Here is a 22,718-nt window from a genome sequence, read left to right as displayed (position 1 = left end):
ACTAAAGATATAAAAAAAGTTAGAATGGAATTAAAAGCCTAATTCTTGGGCTTTTTTAGATAATTCTACCAAGTTTTTAACATCCAACTTCTTCATTAAGTTAAAACGATGTGTTTCTATGGTACGTTTACTTTTGCCAAGCTTATCTGCAATTTCTAAATTGGTAAACCCATTTAAAATAAACTCCAAAATTTCTGTTTCTTTCTTCGTTAATTTAGAAACTTCGGTATTGGTAGTTTGCATTGGTCTTTGCGGTGCAGTTGCAGCAGAAGGAGTCCCTCCACTTATCAAGCTTTTAACTATAGCATCTGTAGTATCTCCGCTAAAATATTTACCTCCGTTGTAAACACTTGTAATAGCCTTTACAAACTCTTCTTTATTAGTATCTTTTAACAAATATCCACTGGCTCCAGCAGCAATTGCTTTTAAAATATACTCTTCAGAGTCGTGCATAGATAAAATAATAGCTTTTGTAGCTGTTCCTATTTTACTTAACTCAGCAACGGCATCTATACCATTCATTACTGGCATTCGCACATCAATAATTAAGATATCTGGTTTTAACTCTAAAGTTAAATCAACTCCTTCTTTTCCGTTAGTCCCTTCACCAACCACTGAAAAGTTAGACTCACTCTCTAACAAAGAACGCAATCCATTTCTTACCAATAGGTGATCATCGACTAGAAGAATGTTAATCTGACTCATTGCTTATAAAACTCTTATTTAAAGTACTTAATTAATAGATACGTAAAACTACAATAAAATACGTAATATGTTCATAAAATCTACGTATTTTTTTTACCTCCACCTTTATTCACTTGCTTTTATCTAAAAAAAGTGTGAGTTTTTAACGAACTTTGTTATGACTTTAAAATCATAAAAAAGACCATGGAGCAATCTACCAAATACGACAAAGCTATTTTATTAATGGATGAAATGAACAAAAAAGATCCTAATAAAGAACATTTTAACGAAACAGAGTATCCTAAAGAATACTTGTACGGACTTAGAATGACAAAACATTTAGATGCTTTTTTACCAAATGCACCCGAATCTTTAAAACTAGCTGCTAGATGTCAACATATTTGTAGATGGGAAATACCAAGAAATTCTTTCCCAATGGACAGGGTTGGTTACTTAAAATGGAGAAATGAATTAAAAAAATTACATGCTCAAAAAGCAGAAGAAATTTTAAGCTCTGTAGGATATGAAAAAGAAATTATTGAAGAAGTTCAATTTTTACTTTTAAAGAAACAGTTAAAAAAGAACGAGCTTACACAAGCATTAGAAGATGTAATCTGTTTGGTTTTCTTAGAGTTTTATTTTGATGAATTTGCAGCAAAACACAATGAAGAAAAAATAATTGATATTGTACAAAAAACTTGGGCTAAAATGTCTGAAAACGGACATAAAGCAGCATTAAATCTTCCTTTTTCTGATTCAGGACTAGCACTAGTACAAAAAGCATTAGCATAATATTATGGGGTTATTAGACACTTATTTATCCGATAGAGAACGATCTCTTTTACAAAAAAGAAGATCTAAAATAGCAGGAGCCTTTTTCTTACTATTCGTAATTGTTATCGTATTAAGCTACTTTATTCAAGCAAAGCTCTCTAGCGAAAGAACGAAACTAATGACCCAAGATGATATTAGCAACTTAAAAGCTTATCTTGGTTTTATCTCTGCTTTTATCTTAGGTTATTTGGGTTGGATTTTATTCAAACTAATCAAACCTACCTATATTACCTATTTAGATTTAATTACAGATCTATTAGCCATTAAAAACAACATTCACAATAGCGACAGACCTCTATCTTCTAGAGAAAATACACTATTGCGTTTTAGAGAGTTGAATTTTGCGGTAAACAATGCGGTTCTTTACGCAACAATTACAGACGAAAATAGAATTGCCTATATCAGTAAAAAATTTGAAGAATATTTAGGTCACAAACAAGATTTAACGTTTAGAAAATTCGAAGAAGTTTTAACCTATAAACACAATCAACATCATAAAATCAGAAAGATTTTAAACAGTGCTGAAGGAGAATTGGTGAACAAAGAACTACGTTTAACCAATCACCAAGGGGATGTCTTTTGGATTGAAATGTCTATTATTAACATGGACAATTTAAAAAACTCTAAAAGACGATTAATTGTTTGTCACGATATTACCAAACGTAAAAATGCTGGTATAGAAATTCAGAAAGCAAATAGAAATAAATTTGTTGCAGAGGTTCAGTCTCAAAAAGATTTATCTCAACAAATTATGACTGCTCAGGAAGATGAACGTAAACGTATTGCTAAAGATATTCATGACGGAATTGGTCAGATGCTTACCGCTTTACGTTTTAACATTGACGGTATTGATATTAAAAATCAAGAAAGCGCTGAAAAAAGTTTAGACTCTTTAAAGGAAGTCTTTGGACAATTAATTAAAGATGTTAGAACCGTTACCTTTAACCTTGCTCCTCCCGAACTTACAGACCACGGTGTAACCTCTGCCATACGAAAAATGACTAACATGGTGGGTAACTTTACCGGACACAATGTACTCTACGAAAACACTACCGAATTTGACAAACGTTTAGACAAAAACGTAGAAGTAAATATTTATCGTATTGTTCAAGAAGCTGTGAATAACGCATTAAAATACTCCAACTCGGAATACATTTTAATCTCTATAAGTCACACAGATTCTTACTTAAAAATAAAAGTAGAAGACAATGGTGTTGGTTTTGATCCTGAAGCTTCTAAAGAACATTTTAAAGGTACCGGGAACGGCTTACGTTTTATGAAAGAACGTATGGGGTACGTTGGAGGAAAACTAAAAATTAATTCTGAAAAAAATAAAGGAACAACAATACATATTGTTATTCCTTTATCTAAATAGTTTAATTTCCAAACAAGCTATTTAACAGCTTCTTACCAGTCTTCTTAATTTCGTCTTTGGATGATTTACCAGAGCTAGTGGTATCTTTAGATGCACCTCCTAGTAAATTAATTATTTTGTCTTGCGCTTTCGTTTTTAACTTGCTTTTTTGGTGATTTAACGTAGCCTTTGCCAAAGAACTAACTGCAGACTTCATATCTGGAGCAACAGTAGGTTTGGTAACTGTTCCACCTACTTTTACATTTAATGGTACTTTAATATTGTTTTGATCTGAACCGCTTAAACTGCTAACCAAACTCTGAGCTTGATTACCTAAATATTTAGCAGGTACATCTAGTTTAAGGCTATAATTCATCTGATTGTCAAAACTATGAGAACCACCAATAGTAACAGGTATGTCTTTGTACTGAAATGTAAAAGGCTGTACATTCACCTTACTTTCTTTAAACGTAATTCGAGTCTTTAAGTCTTTTAAATCTGTTTTGCTAAAATCTAAAAAGCTCATTTTATTTTCAGCTAGGCTTAAAAATTGATTTTTAGAGGCATCTATTTTATCTACTTGTAAGTTTGCAAAAGCAGCTCCTGTTAACATAGATAAGTCTGGCATAAAATCATTCCCCAATGCACCATTCAAATCTAAATCAGTATCAAACCTACCGTTAAAAGCACCTATTATAGGAGCTATTTTTTGCAACATCCCCATTCCATTAAAAGCACTAGCAATATCTACTTGTTTTAATTTCAAGTCAAAATTATACGCAGTTTTATTGGGCTTTGTATCCACATAACCATTTAGCGCAACCGAACCTTTAAACACATTCGCATTGGCATTGCTAAAAGTAATTTTCTGATCTTCGATAATTGCTTCCCCTTTAAAGCTACTTAGCTCCATATTATCATAAACCACCCTTTTTGCTTCTACATTTGCAAGTGCATAAATATTTGCTGGAATTTTAATTTGCTCTCCGTCGTCTTGATGTTCTTTAGTAACCGAACCTTCTTCCTTTAACACGGAAGTAGTGTCCGCTTCATAAAAATCACTCACCTTAAAAAGATTCGATTTTACATCTAGACTCCCCTTTAGCGTTCTATTAGAAAAAACATATCCATATAAATTATCTAAAGTTCCCTTTAAGCGAATATCAGATTCTCCAGTTTTAACAGTGGTCTCCTCTAATGATACATTCTTGGTATTAAAAGTTAATTTTGTCTTTTCAACCAAAATAGGATTTGGCGTAAAATCTGAACCAAAAGTAAAATCTTGTAATTTTATATTTCCAGATTTCTTAATGTTCTGGTATTTTTCTTTGGTTATTGAATTCATATCAAAATAAGAAGACAGGTGAGCCTCAATCATCCCTTTTAATTCGTACTCTAATGGAGGAATAGGGTATGCATTTTTTAAATTTCCTAAATCCACTTTTCCATCTATAGCAGACGAAACCGTTAGGTTAGAAATAGGCTTGGTTACTACAACTTTTGCTTTAATAACATCATTTAAAATTCTAAAACCAAAATCCTTTACCTCTACCTTGGTATCATCCATCACCCCAGATGCATTCGTAATATGAGTATCTAAATTGATTTCCTTTATTTGATTTGGCAAGTCTGGATATTTTAAACTTGCATTTTCGGTTTTCACCTCAATATCCATTGTAGGAATAGAGCTTTCCGAATACAAACCTTTTACCTTTCCTTTAAAATCTAAGCCACCTGTAGTCTCTACCTTTGGAAAATCTTTTGTAAAAGCATTTGGAATTAAAGACAATAAACTTTTAAACTTAGACTCTTTGGACGAAAAATTTACATCTAAACTATACCCATCTTCCAACAATGTAAAACCTCCATCAAAAAGTAAATGAAGATCGTTAAAATGCAATACATTATCCTTAAAAGAAAGTGCTAAATCATTACTATAATCTACACCAACGGTTGCATCATATTTTAACTTTAACTTCTTTAGATAGACAATATCTCCCATTGCAATAGTAATTTCACTGGCATTGGTATGCGTTTCTAAGCTTAAAACGTCTTTGGATAAATCACCAGAACCTGAGTGATTAAAATCTACTATTTTAGTATGTAAACTAGACACCTCATCAACATAATTTAGATTTATATTTTCTAAACTATATGCATCAATCGATAGCGAAAATGGCTTTGATTCACCTACCTCATCCTTAGCCTTGCTTTCTATTTCAGAATCAGAAGGAAGTGCAATATCATAATTTGCAACTGAGTCTTTATCAACCTTTATATTTATATAGGCATCGGTAATTTTAATACGATTAACTTTTGGCTCACTAAAAAGACTTAACAAACTTATACTAAAGTAAGCATGTTCCACCTTAACTAAGGTATCACCTGCAAAAGGTTTCTTATTAACTACACATAACTCCTGAACATCTGCAGACAGACTAGGAAAACTTCTTAAAAAGGAAAGCGATACATCTTTAAAACCAACATCTGCATTAAGATTTGCATTGATTTGTTCTTTAACAATTCTATTGATTTTACCACCAAAGGCTATGGGTAAGACAAAAAGAAGCAGTAGAAAGACTCCAACAACAACACCAGATACTTTAACTATTTTTTTCATGAAATTAGGCTTAATTTACAAGCCTAAAGATAGATATATGCTTATACCTACACAATGAACATTTATTAGATTTTACAAAAGATTTCTATTGGCTTTACTACTCTGGCTCTCCAGTAGCAGAGCTTAACAAATCAGTAGGAATAGGTTCTCCACTACAAAAATATTGAATCTTATCAATTTCACCTTCTTCTAACTCTCCATTTTGATTCGCATCAATACCTGTTGTAAATTTTATTCCTCCTTGTGGACATTTATCTCCACCTTGTCCAGCATGGAATCTTTGAGGAATTATCAAACGGTTTTCCATATTAGCAGGAAGTTCTATAGCACAGGATATCATTAAAGACACCATTAATAGGGTAATTATCTTTTTCATATAGCTTTGGGGATTAGGGTTTAAAGCTGGGGTAAAAATAGAATAGATTTAGCATTCTAATGTTAAGTAAAAATTACGATATATAGCTTTAAAAAAGGACATCTGTTAACTTTTATAAATCAGCATCTTAACTATTATCAACAAAAGAAATTTAACATATTATTAACACTATACAATTTATGAAAAAGTTATCAAAAATCCAAACATAAACACAAAACACTGATAAACTGATGGTTAACAAAAATTATTCCACGACACAAAATATTTTACACATGCATAAAAAAAAGGAAATCCGTTTGGATTTCCTTTTCTCAAAAAAATGTATTTTCTGTTAGTTAGATTACCTCAACAAACAAACCTTCATCTGTTTTAGAAACCTTTGCCAAATCTTTACCTGTAAGACCTTTAATGGTTTTATCCCATTTCTTATTAGATAATCCAGATTGAGCCTTTAATTCATTTAAGTCTATTTTCTCTACTTTTTGAATGATTTCGTACAATGCTTTTTCGTCATCGTTTAACTCTACCGCAGGAGCTTTTTTCTCTGGTCTCATTTGCGGGAAAAATAAAACTTCCTGAATAGATTGATTGTTGGTTAAATACATAATCAAACGATCCATACCAATCCCTAATCCTGAAGTAGGAGGCATTCCATACTCTAAAGCTCTTAAGAAATCTTCATCAATAAAGTTAGAAGCTTCATCATCTCCTCTTTCAGCCAACTTTAACTGAGCTTCAAAACGCTCTCTTTGATCAATAGGATCATTTAATTCAGAGTATGCATTAGCAACTTCTTTACCACATATCATCAACTCAAAACGCTCTGTTAATTCAGGGTTATCTCTATGCTCCTTACATAACGGAGACATTTCTTTAGGATAGTCTGTAATAAATGTTGGTTGTATGTAGTTACCTTCACACTTTTCACCAAACATTTCATCAATTAACTTTCCTTTCCCCATGGTGCTATCTACCTCAATTCCCATCTCAACAGCAGCAGCTCTTAATTCATCTTCGTTTTTACCAGTAATATCAAAACCAGTAAAATGTTTGATAGAATCTGCCATGGTAACTCTTGCAAACGGAGCCTTAAAACTCACCTCATGTTCACCAAAAACAACATCTGTAGTTCCGTTAACTGCCATAGCACAATGCTCTAACAAGTTTTCGGTAAACTCCATCATCCAATTGTAATCTTTGTAAGCAACATAAATTTCCATTGCTGTAAACTCCGGATTGTGAGTTCTATCCATTCCCTCATTACGGAAGTTTTTAGAAAACTCATACACTCCATCAAAACCACCAACAATTAAACGCTTTAAATACAATTCGTTTGCAATTCTCATATACAAAGGAATGTCTAAAGAATTGTGGTGTGTTATAAATGGTCGTGCAGATGCTCCACCTGCAATTGGTTGTAAAACTGGAGTTTCTACTTCAAAATAACCCGCGTTGTTAAAGAAAGAACGCATTGCATTAAACAACTTCGTACGCTTAACAAACACTTCTTTTACCTGTGGATTTACTACTAAATCTGCGTAACGCTGACGGTAACGTAATTCTGGATCGTTAAATTCATCGTACGTATTTCCTTCTGCATCAGTTTTTGGCAACGGTAATGGCTTTAATGCTTTACTTAACATTTTAAAATCACGAACCATTACAGAAATCTCTCCTACTTGAGTTTTAAACAACTCTCCTTGAATCCCTACAAAATCTCCTAAATCCAATAACTTCTTAAATACGTCATTGTACAAAGCCTTATCTTCTCCAGGACAAATTTCATCTCTATTAAAGTAGACCTGAATTCTCCCTTCTGCATCTTGTAATTCACCAAAAGAAGCTTTTCCTTGAATTTTCTTTCGCATTAAACGACCAGCAATAACTACCTTTTTTCCTTCTTCGTACCCTTCTTTAATCTGTTTAGAATAACTATCTACAGGAAATAAATCCGCAGGATATGGGTTAATTCCTAAAGCTCTTAACTTATCAAGCTTCTCTCTTCTTACAATTTCTTGTTCTGATAATTGCATGCCGAATGTCTTTTAAATTTTAATGCATTAATTCTGAGCCTGCAAAGATAGTTAATTCTTAAAAAGTTTAGTGAAAAACCTACACTTGCAACACGATCTTATTAAAAGAGATTTTTTTTGATGGATGAAAAGCTGACGAGCTAGACTACAAATCACAATTACAGGAGTCTTTTTTGGATTGCTCCTCTTTACTTTTTCCGCTTTTAAAACACTAGAACAGCACTATTCTTTCCTATCTTTTCTTTTTCAACACAGCTCCTCTGATCTTAACAGTCTTTTAACACTACTCGCGCAAACAAAATCTTCATAAAACGCTACTCCCCTCTTTTGGCTACTTTAATCTAATTTAAAGTGACAAGTACTAATTGAGCATACAATAGAAATTAAGACCAAGTATTTTTTCATATTGTATTTTTTTAAAGTATTTTTGAATCGTTGTTGTAAACCATGCAAATGGTTTAGGGTTTAATTACCAATGGAAAGCTTCCCTTTAGGGTTGCTTTTTTTATTTATACACCTACCAAGTCACAAAACTCTCCTTATGCTCCCACGCAGTAGCTAAATAGAAATAGAAGTAAACAACCCCTAGCGCTAATTTTATCCCTGTAGACAAGAAAAAGCCCAATACAGAACCTAAAGAAGCCTTTAAAGCTTTTTTAAAATCTCTACTATCGTATATTAACTCCCCTATAAGTGCACCTAGAAACAAACCTAATATCATTCCAACAGGAGTAAAAATTAAACCTACTATCAAACCAATAGTAGATCCCCACACTCCGTATTTACTCCCTCCAAACTTTTTTGTTCCTATAGCTGGAATAATATAATCTGCAATGGTTATAATAATAGCAATCGCCAATGTAATCCATAAAAAAGTCCAATCTGCTTGTATCTTATTGGTTAAGTGCAAACACAACAACCCCAACCAACTGGTAGGAGGTCCTGGAATAACAGGTAAAAAAGACCCCAAAACACCACCTATCATAAAGAAAAAACCTACAATTAGTAATACATAATCCATAGTCTAAACATTTATTTTTAAGGGCAAGTTACAGCATTCTTGTCTAAAAAAATGTAAATTTGAGTATACAGATGTTAAAATACATGAAGAATCTTTGGTTACTGCTTTTTTCTTTTTCCCTGCTTTCATGTGAAAAAATGAATTCTATTACAGTATCTATCCTATCCTCTTTTAACGAGGAAAAACAAACAATAGATTTTACCGAAGTTGACAGGTATCCTCTCTTTAAAAAATGCGACCCGCTACAACAGCCCGAAGATATAAGAATCTGTTTTGAAACAGAGTTACAGCATAAAATTAACACTCGTATTCAGAATTTAAAATTAAAAACAAATAGACACTTTTCCGATACATTAATAGTGGAATTCAACATTAACAACAAAGGTTTTTTTGAGTATAAAACACTTAAAATTAAAGACAGTACCTCTATTAGCCTACCTCAACTTAGTTCTGAAATACAAAAAATTATTTTAGGTCTAGAACCTATTCAACCAGCCACAAAAAGAGATATACCTGTAACCACACACTACAAACTACCTATTTTAATAAAAACAAAGTAGGCTTTACAGCTTTAGAAAAGCAACCTTTTAGTCATCATTGCATCTATTAATTGTAAAGTGTGCAATGGTAGGAATAGTTTATCTTTACTACAACAATTACCAACTCGTTATTTATTTAGCATGAAACGGCTTATTTTAATTCTAATATGTATTATTTCACTTAACTCCTGTTCTGACGACAGTAGTGATATAGCTTATTCCGATAGTGACTCTTTTACAGAAAACAAATCCTTAATAGTTAATCTGCCTATTAAAGACCTACAAACACCTAGCAGTCTAAATTTGGGAGAAAAACACAACATACAGTACTCCTATATCCTACCAAATAGCTGTTATGACTATAATGATTTAAACTATATAATTAATAACAATGTTATAAAATTAGCTGTAGAGGTATTTATTGACAATAGCACTGCTTGCACTCAAGCAGAAAGAGAAGATGTGCAAAGCTTTAATATTACCATTGAAAATTATGACTACTATATTTTTAAACTATGGAAAGGAAAAACAAGTAAGGGGGAAGATATTTTTACAGAAATTAAAATCCCTGTAAACAAACCTTAATTTTTTTTATTGGTGTAACGCAACTATTTCTTTTAATCTGCATCTAACATTTAGACACAAAATATTTTAATTATGAAACGTTTTATATACCTATTTTTAATTGTAGCTACCCTTTTTTCCTGTTCTAACGACGATGTTAGCATTCCCAAATATCATTTAGAACGATTAAGCATTGATGAAATTACATTTCCAGATAACTTTACTTACAATGAAATAGACACTATTTGGTTTAAATATACGCTACCAACTAAGTGTCATTATTTCTACGATTTAGACTACACCCTATCAGAATCTACACGATACATGTCAATCATCAGTTATGTAGATGACGACCCTGTAACTTGTGAAGAAGAAACTACACTTAGAGAAACCTATGTTCCCATAAAAATCACTCAAACAGAAGACTATGTATTTAAAATATGGAAAGGCATAGACGATGACGACGAAAATATTTATGAGGAGTACACTGTACCCGTTATAGCACCATAAATACTGCTTTAGTAATCATTACAAATCTGCTCTAGAAATCTAGATGGAAATTCAGGAACTCATAAAAAAATGCCAAAAGAACAATTCCAGAGCTCAGTCAGCTTTGTATAAATTGTATGCTGGTAAACTATATGCAGTTTGTTATAAATATTCCAAAAATCAAACAGAGGCAGAAGACAATTTACACGATGGTTTTATTACCATTTTCAACAAAATAAATCAGTTTAAAAACCAAGGATCTTTTGAAGGGTGGATGAAACGCATTATGATTAACACCACCCTTGAAAAGTATAGAAAAGACAAAGTATTCCCTTTAGTAAACGAAGAGATTAAAGAAGAGATAGATGACGAAATTGAAGAAAAGGAAACCAACTTAAATCAATTACTAGATTCTATTCAGAAACTCCCTAACAGATACCGTCTTGTTTTTAACTTGTACGTGCTTGATGGATATTCGCATAAAGAAATAGGTAAACTATTAGACATTTCAGAGGGAACCTCTAAGTCTAACCTATCTAGAGCAAAAGTTTTACTAAAGAAAGAGTTGAGCAATAGTAATAGTTCACCAACCACAAAATCAGTTTCACTATGAGCTCCAGAGAAATAGAAAAAATCTACCAAGAAAAACTCAAGGACTTAGAAATGAACCCTAATCCTGAGGTATGGAATAAAATAGAAGCTACTCTAGTAGCGCAAAAAAAAGCAAAGAAAAAAGTGATATTTTGGTATTCATCTTTGGGTTCTGCTGCAGCTATTTTATTATTGTTTTTATGGATATATCCTTTAAACACCAATCAAACCAATACAGAAATTGCGACTACAGAAATTTCTGCTGCTCCAAAACAACAGACTAACAAACAAACCGTAAAACAAAGCCCTGTAACAGCAGCTGTAAAGAACACTACTAAACAGGAAGTTACATTACCTGAAACAACCTTTGTAAACAAACCTAAAACCAAAAAAGCAGAACCTAGTGTTAAAACAACCACCCCTACCCCAACACTATTAACCGCTTTAAACAACAAAATTAGTCAACCTAACACTATTAGAGCAGCAGAAAAAACAAGCAGAAAACAAGTTAAAAATGAGTTAAAACCAACTAAAGAAAACAACAAAACTCTAATAAACACCCCCCCTCTAAAAACTTCTATTAAAAAGTCTTTAGACAAAACCCTGTTAGCAGAAAAAGCCCAATCGAAAGCAACTAAAATCAAAAAAGAGAGCGTTAAAAGGCATTGGAGTATTGCTCCCGTTATATCTCAATACACATACAATGCCCTCTCAAAAAACTCTACAATAGACACTAGATTAAACAATGCAAAAAAGACAGGTCTAACCAATGTAGCCTATGGAATAAATATTGCCTATCAAGCATCTAAAAAATTAAAAATAAAAACGGGTGCCCATAGAATCACCATGGCTCAGAACACACAAACACAAGAACTTGGATTTCATTTTAGTAGAATTAGCGCTTATCAAAACACCGTTAAAAAACCAGTAGAAATTAACACCAGCACTCCTAGAACCACCAAACTTGTATTTAGCGATGTTGCTAGTACAGAAAACTCTTTTACCTCTCTTAGTCGCACCAATCAAAACAAAGAAATAGCACAACAATTCAGTTATTTGGAAATACCTATAGAAGTAAGTTACGAATTTTTAAAATCCAAAAATCTGTCATTCCATTTAAACGGAGGTTTTAGTACACTCTTCTTAACAGAAAATAACCTTACCTCTACAAATACCTTTTTTACCGAATCTCATGGAGGTGTTACCAACTTAAACAACCTTAATTTTAGTATAAACCTAGGTACAGATATAGAATATCACCTGTCCAAAAAATGGTTTATCAACTTACAACCTAATGTAAAATTTCAGACACAAACCTTTAACAGAAACAACAACAGGCCTTATTTATTGGGGCTATCTTCTGGTATTAATTATAAATTTTAAATTTAATGAAACGATTCGCCTTTCTTTGTTTTTTACTAATGCTAGCAAACTCTTGCACCAATGAGGACGACACGACAACACCTTTAGAAATCCTTAACGGACCTAATCAAGAAGGCACATTTGAATTTTCATTCTACAAAGACAGTCAATTATCAATTGTTTCTAACACTGGAACCTATTTAAAATGGGCTAACATAGAAAGTGGTGAAAAACTAGTTTTTGAATATGAATTTACTGCAGATGATGAACCCCTGATAGCCGACGATGAATATTCTGAAACAATTCGTTTTGAAATTGATAAAAATGCAGCGTTATTCTCACTTAAAAACAGTGATCTTAACACCACAAAGACAACCTTTACCAAGTATTGTTTTTGTTTTTTTCAGACCACACCAGAAAAAGCAGTGGCTCCAACAGGAACTATTACTGGTAAAAAACTATCAGAAACAGAATGGGATATTTCTATAGATGTTATTTTTTATGGAAACGAAAAAAGAACTTTTAACGGAATCTTTAAACTAAAATCTATAGCTGATTAAAACTTAAACTTCTTAAACAAATCCCACAGTACTATTCCAGTAGTTACAGAAATATTTAACGAATGTTTGGTTCCGTATTGTGGAATTTCTATACAGTAATCGCAGATATCTACTACCTCTTGCTGTACCCCTTTTACCTCATTCCCCATTACAATGGCATACTTTTGCCCAGTTTGAATAGAAAACTCTTGTAACTTCACACTATTATCGGCTTGTTCAATAGCAGAAACCTTTACACCTTCTGTTTGTAACTTTTTAACGACATCTAAGGTATCTTCTACATATTCCCAATCTACGGACTCAGTTGCTCCCAAAGCTGTTTTATGAATTTCTTTATTGGGAGGAACCGCAGTAATTCCACACAAATAAATTTTCTCTATCACAAATGCATCACTGGTTCTAAAAACAGAGCCAATATTATTTAAACTTCTAATATTATCTAACACCACAATTAAGGGAGTTTTCTCCACCTCTTTAAAAGCCTCTACATCTAATCTGTTTAACTCTTTGTTTTTAAGTTTTCGCATTTTGTGAGAATTATTACGGCTACAAAATTAGCTTATTTCCACATAGCTTTTTTAAAATTGTCAATAGAACCTTAATAACTTTTTTTTAGATGTTCGTTCCTAAGAATAAAATCAATTATTTTCGCTAGAAATCCTAAAAAAATTATCACTGTGGCTAAAACCAAAGCAAAAAAAGAGACCCCATTAATGAAACAATACAATGGTATTAAAACAAAATACCCTGATGCCATGTTGTTGTTTAGAGTGGGAGATTTTTACGAAACTTTTGGTACCGATGCCATTAAATGTGCACAGGTTTTAAACATTACTTTAACCAAAAGAGGAAGTGGTAGTGAATCTGAAACCGCTTTGGCTGGTTTTCCACACCATTCCTTAAACACCTATTTACCAAAACTGGTAAAATCTGGTTTGCGTGTGGCTATTTGCGATCAGTTAGAAGATCCTAAAATGACCAAAACCATTGTAAAACGTGGTGTTACAGAATTGGTAACTCCTGGTGTTGCGTTAAACGATGAGGTTTTACAATCTAAAAACAATAACTTCTTAGCTTCGGTACACTTTGGAAAGAAGAATTTAGGTGTTTCTTTCTTAGATATTTCTACAGGTGAATTCTTAACTGCACAGGGAGATGCGGGGTATATTGATAAATTATTACAAAATTTTGGCCCTAGTGAAATACTCGTAGAAAAGAAACATAAAGTTTTATTTAACGAAACTTTTGGAGACAGATTTCATACATTTTATTTAGACGACTGGGTTTTTCAGATTGAATTTGCAACCGAAAACTTATTAAAACATTTTAATGTAAACTCTCTAAAGGGGTACGGTATAGAGAGCCTGCACGAAGGAATTATAGCTGCCGGTGCTGTTTTGTATTATTTATCAGAAACACACCATAAAAAGTTAAAACACATTGCCAGCATCCAACGCGTTCACGAAAACGAATATGTTTGGATGGATCGATTTACGGTTCGTAATCTAGAACTATATCAATCTACCAACGAAAATGCGGTTACACTTTTAAGCATTATAGACCAAACCAATTCTCCTATGGGAGCACGTTTGCTAAAACGATGGTTGGCCTTGCCTTTAAAAGAAGAGTCTCAAATTACCAAAAGACACGAGGTCGTAAACTACTTTACAAACCACGACGATTTTTACCAAACTACCTCTTATCAAATTAAACAGATTAGCGATATTGAACGTTTGATTTCTAAAGTAGCTACTGGTAAAATAAACCCTAGAGAAGTGGTTTACTTAAAACAATCTTTAGATGCCATCATCCCTATTAAAAAAGCAGCCGAAGAGAGTAACAACATCACGCTAAAAACCATTGGGGAACAATTGCAAGACTGCACCTTGTTAAGAGAAAAAATTGCAACTACCTTAGTGCAAGATGCTCCTGTAAATATTAACAAAGGGAATGCCATTGCAACGGGAGTTTCTTCCGAATTAGACGAACTAAGACAAATTTCTAATTCTGGAAAAGAGTACTTAGATAATTTGGTACAACGTGAAATTGAAAGAACTGGAATTCCAAGTTTAAAAATTGCCTTTAACAACGTTTTTGGCTACTACATAGAGGTAAGAAACACGCATAAAGATAAAGTTCCAGAAGAGTGGATTCGCAAACAAACACTCGTAAACGCAGAACGTTATATTACCGAAGAATTAAAAGAATATGAAACCAAGATTTTAGGTGCCGAAGAAAAAATTGGTTTGCTAGAACAACAATTATTTTCTGAGCTGATTCATTTCTTAATTGACTACATACAACCCATTCAGCTAAACGCAAACTTAGTAGCTCAGCTAGACTGCCTTTGTGGTTTTGCTACTTTAGCAATGAACAATAGCTATGTACGACCTACTATTGATAATAGCACAGACATTGAAATTAAAAACGGTCGTCATCCAGTAATAGAAAAACAATTGGCTTTTGGAGAAGAATACATTGCCAACGACATTACATTAAATAGAAATCAGCAACAAATTATAATGATTACCGGACCTAACATGTCTGGTAAATCTGCTATTTTAAGACAAACAGCATTGATTGTTTTATTAGCACAAATGGGAAGTTATGTTCCTGCTCAACAAGCCAGAATTGGGGTGGTAGATAAAATATTTACACGTGTTGGTGCCAGCGACAACATCTCTATGGGAGAATCTACTTTTATGGTAGAAATGAACGAAACAGCTAGTATTCTAAACAACGTATCGGAACGTAGTTTGATTTTATTAGACGAAATTGGGCGTGGTACCAGTACGTACGACGGTATTTCTATTGCCTGGGCCATTGCAGAATACTTACACGAGCACCCTAGCAATGCTAAAACGTTGTTTGCAACGCACTACCACGAACTAAACGACATGAGCAATACATTCCCTAGGATTAAAAACTTTAATGTATCTGTAAAGGAACTAAAAGACAAGGTAATCTTTCTTCGTAAGTTAACTGCTGGGGGTAGTGAACATAGTTTTGGTATTCATGTGGCAAAATTAGCCGGAATGCCACAACCTGTAATTCACAGAGCCAACAAAATGTTAAAGCAATTGGAAAGCAGCCATGGACTACAAGAAAACAAAGAAAAACTAGAGAGTGCTACCCAAGAAGACGATTTTCAGTTGAGCTTTTTTAAATTGGACGACCCATTGTTAGATGATATTAAAGATGAGATTTTAGCAACCGATATCAATACACTAACACCTGTAGAAGCTTTAATGAAGTTAAACGAAATAAAAAGAATGCTAACGGGAGATTAACTAAAAAAAACGCTATGAAAAGAAAACATTACTTACTGAATTTAATTCTTTTACTCTTATGCTTTTCTGGACGTTCACAAGAGAAAATAGAACTATATAAGATTCCTGAATGGGTTGAAATTGTTGATTATAACAAAACAACCACAGAAAAAAATACTCAAGGAGCTTCGTCCTATCTGTTAACAAACTGGCAGAGTAATTTAATCCGTAAAACTTTCTTCACTCATTTCGCCATCAAAATAAACAATAACGAAGGGGTTCAAGAAATGTCTGATTTGGACTTTTCTTTTGATCCTAGTTATGAAAAAATAAATTTCCATTTTATCAATGTAATTAGGGATGGAAGAATAATTAACAAAATCACAGATGCCAAAATTCAGACCATTCAAAAAGAGGAAAGTTCCAAAAGATTACTATACGATGGTAGTTTAACCACTATTTTTAATTTAAAAGATATTCGAAAAAACGACATTATTGAATATGCTTATTCTAGAATAGGTATGAACCCTATCAGTAAAGGGAGTTTTAGTAAAACTGCCTATTTGGAATATACCATCCCGGTTAAACTTATTTCACATAGAATTATTACTAGTAAAGAAATAAACTACAAGACTTATTCTGGAGCTCCAACACCTAAAATAAAAGACACTAAATACGGAACGGAATATATTCTTATCGCTACCAACTCTAAGGAAGTCATTTACGACAAAAACACACCTAACTGGTACAATCAGCAAAAAAGAGTTTCCTTCTCAACCTTTAATAACTGGAACGACATTGTAAATTGGGCTCTGCCTCATTACAGATACAACTCAAAACTTAAACCTCTAGAGTTTACCAACGCAAGAACTACAGAACATAAAATAATTCAAACCATTCGCTTTGTTCAAGATGAAGTACGCTATTTAGGTTTTGAAGATGGAATTAGTGCCTACAAACCTCATTCTCCCCAAAAAATATACTCTCAACGATATGGAGACTGCAAAGACAAATCTTTATTACTCGTAACTCTTCTAAAGAATATAGGAGTAAAAGCATACCCAGTGCTTGTCAATACAGATAGCAAACAAACAATCATCAACAAACTACCTTCTTATAACACATTCAACCATTGCATTGTTCAGATTGATTATCAAGACCAACAATACTTTATAGACCCAACTATTTCTAACCAAGGAGGTGATTTAAAACACCATGAAAACCCAAATTACTTTTTTGGTTTAGTAATTAAAAAAGGGGAAAGTAACCTAACATCAATACCCGTTTTACAAAAAGCATCAACAGATGTTAAAAAAACTTTTAAAATGGATTCTATTGGAGGAGATTGTATTTTAGAAGTAGTTACAACCTATAAAGGTAGCGAAGCAGACAAAAACAGAAGTTATTTTAAATCTAATTCTTACAGTGAAATTCAAAAAAAGTATACTGAATTTTATAGCTATCAACATCCTGAAATACAACCTATTGAAGAAATTGAAGTAGAAGATTGGGATAGAAATACCACAAATGAATTTATAGTAAAGGAAAAGTATAAAATCCACAATTTTTGGTATGATGACGAGGAAGACGAAAAAACAATTCACTGTGAAACCAGTCCTTTAGGCCTTCAATCATTGATTGATTATAGCAAAGCTCCTAATAGAAACATGCCCTACTATTTAGGGCCTCCTAAAACTTATCATCACACAACTTATATTAAGGTACCAGAAGAATGGAGTATTACAGGTTTTTATGATGAAGTTATTGACTCCTCTTTTACCTACAAAGCAAAAGCGACATACCAAAACAAAGTAATCACTGTTACGTATGACTATGACTTAAAAAAACACTTTTTGAAAAAAAATGAGGTTTCCTCTTTTTTAGAAAAACACGACAAAATATATTCCGAAACAGGCTTTACATTGAGTTATGAAAAAAACAGTGACCATTCCGGAATGAGTTGGCATGCCATATTTTTAGGGCTTTTCACCTTCTACCTTACCCTATATTTCTTATCAAAGATTTATACCGATTTTAACCCTGATCCTTTTAAATATTCAAATCTCCATTTAAGCTTAGGAGGGGTTTTATACTTTGTTCCTATCGGACTTTTAGCCTCGCTTTATCAATTAGCCATATCTTTCCATAACAAAGAACCATTTATCGGTAGAAGCTGGATTAAATATGACACAATGCCCAATTCTAATACTCTACTTATGATCGCGAGCGCACAATACATGCTCCACATTTTTTTTATCGGTTTTAACATTTTGTTACTCATTTTATTTTTTAAAAAGAGAACCAGCACAAGTATTTTAACTTCTGCATTCTATCTTGCTATATTTGCAATCCCCATGTTATTAAAATTAACGTACAATTTATTCGCAGGTAATGATTCTCTGGATGTTTTTAACGACTCAAGTGTGATTTATTTATTAGCCTTTTTAGCATGGACAGGATATTTCACTTATTCGGAACGACCTAAAAAAACCTTTGTAAACGTATACTAGTAAAAATGAAAATAGACAACCTAGAACAGGGATATTTTGGAATTGGAATTATGAATGGAAAAACTCCCGAAAACCTAGGAGTTTTATGGAGATCTGCCCAAAATATGGGAGCTAGTTTTATCTACACCATTGGAAACCGATATTCTAAACAAGCTTGCGACACGCACAAAGCTGTAGGAGCTATGCCCTATTATCATTACGACACCTTTGAGGAATTCTATAAATTCTTACCCAAAAGTGCTGTTTTAGTTGGGGTTGAACTGGACGATAGAGCTGTATCTTTAGAAACTTTTGAACACCCTAAACGCTGTGTATACTTATTAGGTGCAGAAGATCACGGATTAACGAGAGAAGCTATTGAAAAATCGCATTTTTTGGTTAAATTTAAAACCACACTCAGCATTAATGTTGCCGTAGCAGGAAGCATTGTTATGTACGACAGAGGAAGCAAAACACCTATTAACCTTAGATAAATACATGAATCTATTTTTCCAGTTTCTAAAATCCAAAAAACTACTGGTACTATTAGCTTTTGGAATTGTTAGCTCTATACTTTGGTACACCTTTCAATTCTTTGACGGATTTAAACAACAGGAAGAAGTTAAAATGGAAATTTTAGCAGAAGCTTATGTTCAATTTAACAACGCTTCTGGAGAAGATGATATTAGTTTATTGGTTAAAATCATAGAGAATAACAAAACCATTCCTATGATTGTTATAGACGAAGACGGACAAATTCTCTTAGACAAAAACATTCAATACAAAGAAGAGAACAAACAAGATATTCTTAAAAAAAGTTTACAGGAGATGAAGTACCTTCATCCACCTATAGAGATAGATGTCTTAGAAAAAAAACAATACATCTATTATTCCAATTCAGAAATTCTAGAAAAACTAAGATATTATCCTCTTGCTTTAATTCTAATTTTCCTGATTTTCTTAGGCGTTATTTATGCTGTTTTTACCGCTTCTTACAATTCCGACAAGAACAAACTTTGGAATGGAATGGCTAAGGAATCTGCGCATCAAATAGGAACTCCCTTGTCTTCTTTACTAGGCTGGATAGAGATCTTACGAATGGAAAACATAGACCAAAGCTATGTGGACGAAATGCAAAAAGATGTGGATCGTTTGGGCATTATTGCCAATCGTTTTTCTAAAATAGGATCGGAACCAAACAAATCTTTACACAACCCATCGGAACTTATAGAAGAGACCATTGATTACTTTAAAAACAGAAGTTCTAAAAGCGTTTTATTTTCTTATATCCCATCTAAAACTCCCGAAATAAAACTAAACCAAGAACTCTTTAGTTGGGTGTTAGAAAACCTCATCAAAAATGCCATTGATGCCATGCAGGGAAAAGGGTTTATCAATATAGAACTTATCAATACTCCTTTGGAGGTTCAAATTTTAGTTACAGATTCGGGTAAAGGAATCCCTAAGAATTTGCAAAAGAAAATTTTTGAACCTGGTTATACCACCAAAGAAAGAGGCTGGGGCTTAGGACTCTCCCTATCTAAAAGAATAATTGCCACCTATCACAACGGTAAAATATTTGTAAAACAATCGCAAAAAAACAAAGGAACTACCTTCCAAATTAATCTTCCCAAAAGTTAAAATTATGAAAAAACAACCCTGGATACCCATTAGCATTATTGCTGGACTCTTTTTTATTTTTGGATTTGTTACGTGGATTAATGGTGCCTTAATTCCTTATATGAAAACGATTAACGAGTTAACCGAAGCTCAATCGTACTGGGTAGCATCCGCCTTTTACATTTCCTATGTAGTAATGGCACTCCCTGCTTCTAAAATATTAGAAAAAACAGGTTACAAAAAAGGAATGTCCTTAGGATTATTTATAATGGCATTGGGAGCATTCATCTTTATTCCTGCTGCCAACTCTAGAACGTATTGGTTATTCTTATTTGGTTTGTTTGTACAAGGAAGTGGTTTAACATTGTTACAAACAGCTTCTAACCCTTACATTACCATTTTAGGACCTTTAGAAAGTGCCGCTAAAAGAATTTCTATTATGGGAATAGCAAACAAAGTTGCCGGGGCTTTGGGATCTATTATTTTCGCCAGCATATTACTTTCTAACACCGATAACTTAGATGAAAAATTAAGCAACTTCTCATTAGAAGAAAAGGAAGCTTTTTTAAACAATCTTGCAGGAGAAGTAGTAACTCCTTATTTAATTATGGCTTTTGTATTAATACTACTTACCATTGTTATAAGAAAAGCACCTTTACCTGAAATTGACTTGTCAGAAAACTCTGATAACGAAAATATAGAAGAAACCACCAAAACGTCTATTTTCCAATTCCCATATTTATGGTTAGGGGTACTGACCTTATTTGTATATGTGGGAGCTGAGGTAATTGCAGGAGACACCATTATTAGTTACGGTAAAGCTCTAGGAATCCCTAACGATACTTCTAAATTCTTTACCTCGTTTACTTTACTAAGTATGGTAATTACTTATGGTATAGGTGTGGTTACCATTCCTAAATATTTAAGCCAACACAATGCTTTAAAAATTAGTGCCGTTTTAGGGATTCTATTTAGTTTCTGTATTTTATTCACCACAGGATTTACATCTGTATTGTTTGTTGCTGCCCTGGGTATTGCCAATGCATTGGTATGGCCAGCTGTTTGGCCATTGAGTATAGAAGGTTTGGGTAAATTCACAAAAACAGGTTCTGCGCTGCTAATTATGGCCATTGCTGGTGGAGCTATACTTACACCGCTATACGGTAAGTTGGTAGATGCAAAAGTAGCCAGTGGAACTGCCATTTCCGAAGCTAGTACACAAGCCTACTGGATGCTAATTCCTTGTTATGCTATTATTTTGTTTTTTGCAATAAAAGGACACAAGTTTGGGAAAGGTTAATGGTTAATGGTTAATGGTTAATGGTTAATGGTTAATGGTTAATGGTTATGTAAAAAACGTAATTCTTAATTCGTCATTCGTAATTAGCATGAAAACTTTATAAACATCCTACATATTAGCTACAAAATTAGATTTTGCACAGATGACGTAAAGATGTCATAAGGCTGACATTACCAATAAACACTAGTGGAGTTTAGATTTGTTCCATCATTTAAAACAAAACAGACATGGAAAACAAAAATTTAGCTCAAAGAGTAAAAGATCTCAGAAATCGCAAAGGCTTTTCTCAGGAAATACTTGCAGAAGAAGCTGGTTTAAGTTTAAGAACTATTCAACGAATTGAATCTAACGAAACCAACCCTACAGGAGAAACGTTAAAAAGACTATCCAACGCTCTTGAAATAACCCCGGACGATTTAATGGATTGGACGATTCAAGAAGATATTGCCTTTCTAAAAATCTTACACTTGTCTTCTCTTACTTTTTTATTCTTCCCTCTTTTTGGTGTGCTAATTCCTTATTTTATGTGGAATTCCAAAAAAAATAAAATCAAAGGGATTAATGCATTAGGGACAGCAATATTAAACTTTCAACTTACTTGGAATCTAATCCTATTCTTGGGAGTGATATCAATTACTACCTATATTCTATTTTTTAGCAAGAATCCTGCAATAGCTCTCATATTTGTAAGTAGCCTAAGATTTATGAGCTATATGTATACCCTTAACTTTTTACTCATCGTTTTTAATTCAACCCGAATAAGTAATAATAAACCTGTTTGGTATAAGATTAGTGTGAAGTTTTTAAAAGAATAAAAGTATAACTTATACGGGCTTATCTCCACTCTGGTGCTTTGACAAGCTATTGTAACCATATACATTTTTTACTATATTGTACTAGCTACACTTCTACTCCAAAAAACAGCCCCAAAATTTAGTGCCCAACACTTTTAAAAATGGTGCCCACCGTTTTACAAAATGGTGCCCGCCATTTTAGATTATCACACGGTGCTT

General features: G+C 33.0%; 20 protein-coding genes. 14 read left to right on the top strand and 6 right to left on the bottom strand.

The features are described from left to right. Positions 1 to 30: 30 nt before the first annotated feature. Positions 31 to 705: a response regulator gene (locus ACXHHC_RS11815; RefSeq protein ID WP_458226584.1), complete on the bottom strand. Its 675-nt coding sequence runs from the start codon at positions 703 to 705 to the stop codon at positions 31 to 33. Between the two features lie 183 nt (positions 706 to 888). On the opposite strand from ACXHHC_RS11815, the gene ACXHHC_RS11810 reads away from it, so the two are divergent. Then, positions 889 to 1,476, top strand: coding sequence for a DUF4202 domain-containing protein (locus ACXHHC_RS11810; protein ID WP_458226583.1), 588 nt, complete (start codon positions 889 to 891; stop codon positions 1,474 to 1,476). 4 nt (positions 1,477 to 1,480) lie between these two features. Continuing rightward, on the top strand, positions 1,481 to 2,893 hold the full coding sequence (locus ACXHHC_RS11805; protein ID WP_458226582.1) for a PAS domain-containing sensor histidine kinase: 1,413 nt from the start codon (positions 1,481 to 1,483) through the stop codon (positions 2,891 to 2,893). Position 2,894: 1 nt separating this feature from the next. Here ACXHHC_RS11805 and ACXHHC_RS11800 read toward each other — a convergent pair whose 3' ends face one another. The 4 genes from ACXHHC_RS11800 to ACXHHC_RS11785 all read right to left on the bottom strand — a co-directional run bounded on the left by ACXHHC_RS11800 (position 2,895) and on the right by ACXHHC_RS11785 (position 8,922). Continuing rightward, on the bottom strand, positions 2,895 to 5,492 hold the full coding sequence (locus ACXHHC_RS11800) for a hypothetical protein (protein WP_458226581.1): 2,598 nt from the start codon (positions 5,490 to 5,492) through the stop codon (positions 2,895 to 2,897). A gap of 97 nt (positions 5,493 to 5,589) precedes the next feature. Further along, positions 5,590 to 5,868, bottom strand: coding sequence for a DUF7151 family protein (locus tag ACXHHC_RS11795; protein ID WP_458226580.1), 279 nt, complete (start codon positions 5,866 to 5,868; stop codon positions 5,590 to 5,592). Between the two features lie 335 nt (positions 5,869 to 6,203). Continuing rightward, entirely contained in the window at positions 6,204 to 7,901 is a 1,698-nt protein-coding gene (lysS, locus tag ACXHHC_RS11790; RefSeq protein WP_458226579.1) for a lysine--tRNA ligase, read from the bottom strand. 517 nt (positions 7,902 to 8,418) lie between these two features. Next, complete coding sequence (locus tag ACXHHC_RS11785) at positions 8,419 to 8,922, bottom strand: DUF456 domain-containing protein (protein ID WP_458226578.1); 504 nt, start codon at positions 8,920 to 8,922, stop codon at positions 8,419 to 8,421. A gap of 137 nt (positions 8,923 to 9,059) precedes the next feature. Between ACXHHC_RS11785 and ACXHHC_RS11780 the strand changes: the two genes are divergently transcribed. The 6 genes from ACXHHC_RS11780 (at position 9,060) to ACXHHC_RS11755 (ending at position 13,027) form a co-directional block, all read left to right on the top strand. Continuing rightward, positions 9,060 to 9,482: a hypothetical protein gene (locus tag ACXHHC_RS11780; RefSeq protein WP_458226577.1), complete on the top strand. Its 423-nt coding sequence runs from the start codon at positions 9,060 to 9,062 to the stop codon at positions 9,480 to 9,482. A 120-nt stretch (positions 9,483 to 9,602) separates the two neighbouring features. Next, complete coding sequence (locus ACXHHC_RS11775) at positions 9,603 to 10,046, top strand: hypothetical protein (protein WP_458226576.1); 444 nt, start codon at positions 9,603 to 9,605, stop codon at positions 10,044 to 10,046. A 72-nt stretch (positions 10,047 to 10,118) separates the two neighbouring features. Beyond that, the gene (locus ACXHHC_RS11770; protein WP_458226575.1) at positions 10,119 to 10,535 is read left to right on the top strand and encodes a hypothetical protein; all 417 of its coding nucleotides are present in this window, start codon (positions 10,119 to 10,121) and stop codon (positions 10,533 to 10,535) included. 43 nt (positions 10,536 to 10,578) lie between these two features. Continuing rightward, entirely contained in the window at positions 10,579 to 11,127 is a 549-nt protein-coding gene (locus ACXHHC_RS11765; protein ID WP_458226574.1) for an RNA polymerase sigma factor, read from the top strand. Continuing rightward, positions 11,124 to 12,488, top strand: coding sequence for an outer membrane beta-barrel protein (locus tag ACXHHC_RS11760; RefSeq protein ID WP_458226573.1), 1,365 nt, complete (start codon positions 11,124 to 11,126; stop codon positions 12,486 to 12,488). The genes ACXHHC_RS11765 and ACXHHC_RS11760 overlap by 4 nt, the downstream gene beginning before the upstream one ends. 5 nt (positions 12,489 to 12,493) lie before the next feature. Then, positions 12,494 to 13,027 (top strand): hypothetical protein, encoded by a 534-nt coding sequence (locus tag ACXHHC_RS11755; protein WP_458226572.1) that lies wholly within the window; start codon positions 12,494 to 12,496, stop codon positions 13,025 to 13,027. Here ACXHHC_RS11755 and ACXHHC_RS11750 read toward each other — a convergent pair. Then, positions 13,024 to 13,554 (bottom strand): RNA methyltransferase, encoded by a 531-nt coding sequence (locus ACXHHC_RS11750; protein WP_458226571.1) that lies wholly within the window; start codon positions 13,552 to 13,554, stop codon positions 13,024 to 13,026. The two genes, ACXHHC_RS11755 and ACXHHC_RS11750, sit on opposite strands and share 4 nt — an antisense overlap. A 186-nt stretch (positions 13,555 to 13,740) precedes the next feature. Between ACXHHC_RS11750 and mutS the strand changes: the two genes are divergently transcribed. The 6 genes from mutS to ACXHHC_RS11720 all read left to right on the top strand — a co-directional run bounded on the left by mutS (position 13,741) and on the right by ACXHHC_RS11720 (position 22,520). Beyond that, positions 13,741 to 16,317: a DNA mismatch repair protein MutS gene (gene mutS / locus ACXHHC_RS11745; protein ID WP_458229251.1), complete on the top strand. Its 2,577-nt coding sequence runs from the start codon at positions 13,741 to 13,743 to the stop codon at positions 16,315 to 16,317. A gap of 14 nt (positions 16,318 to 16,331) precedes the next feature. Then, a complete protein-coding gene (locus tag ACXHHC_RS11740; protein ID WP_458226570.1) occupies positions 16,332 to 18,806 on the top strand; it encodes a DUF3857 domain-containing protein in 2,475 nt (824 codons plus the stop codon). Positions 18,807 to 18,811: 5 nt separating this feature from the next. After that, the gene (locus ACXHHC_RS11735) at positions 18,812 to 19,279 is read left to right on the top strand and encodes an RNA methyltransferase (RefSeq protein WP_458226569.1); all 468 of its coding nucleotides are present in this window, start codon (positions 18,812 to 18,814) and stop codon (positions 19,277 to 19,279) included. Positions 19,280 to 19,283: 4 nt separating this feature from the next. After that, positions 19,284 to 20,426, top strand: a complete 1,143-nt coding sequence (locus tag ACXHHC_RS11730; protein WP_458226568.1) for a sensor histidine kinase — start codon at positions 19,284 to 19,286, stop codon at positions 20,424 to 20,426. A 4-nt stretch (positions 20,427 to 20,430) separates the two neighbouring features. Further along, positions 20,431 to 21,705 carry a sugar MFS transporter gene (locus tag ACXHHC_RS11725; RefSeq protein WP_458226567.1) on the top strand — a complete coding sequence of 425 codons (1,275 nt, stop codon included), beginning with the start codon at positions 20,431 to 20,433 and terminating at the stop codon, positions 21,703 to 21,705. A gap of 227 nt (positions 21,706 to 21,932) precedes the next feature. After that, positions 21,933 to 22,520 carry a helix-turn-helix domain-containing protein gene (locus tag ACXHHC_RS11720; RefSeq protein ID WP_458226566.1) on the top strand — a complete coding sequence of 196 codons (588 nt, stop codon included), beginning with the start codon at positions 21,933 to 21,935 and terminating at the stop codon, positions 22,518 to 22,520. The last annotated feature ends 198 nt before the right edge of the window (positions 22,521 to 22,718 follow it).

The sequence above is a fragment of the Wenyingzhuangia sp. IMCC45574 genome, assembly GCF_054182685.1.
The sequence above is the reverse complement of the archived record's forward strand: the minus strand, read 5'-3'. Positions and strand labels throughout refer to the sequence as shown.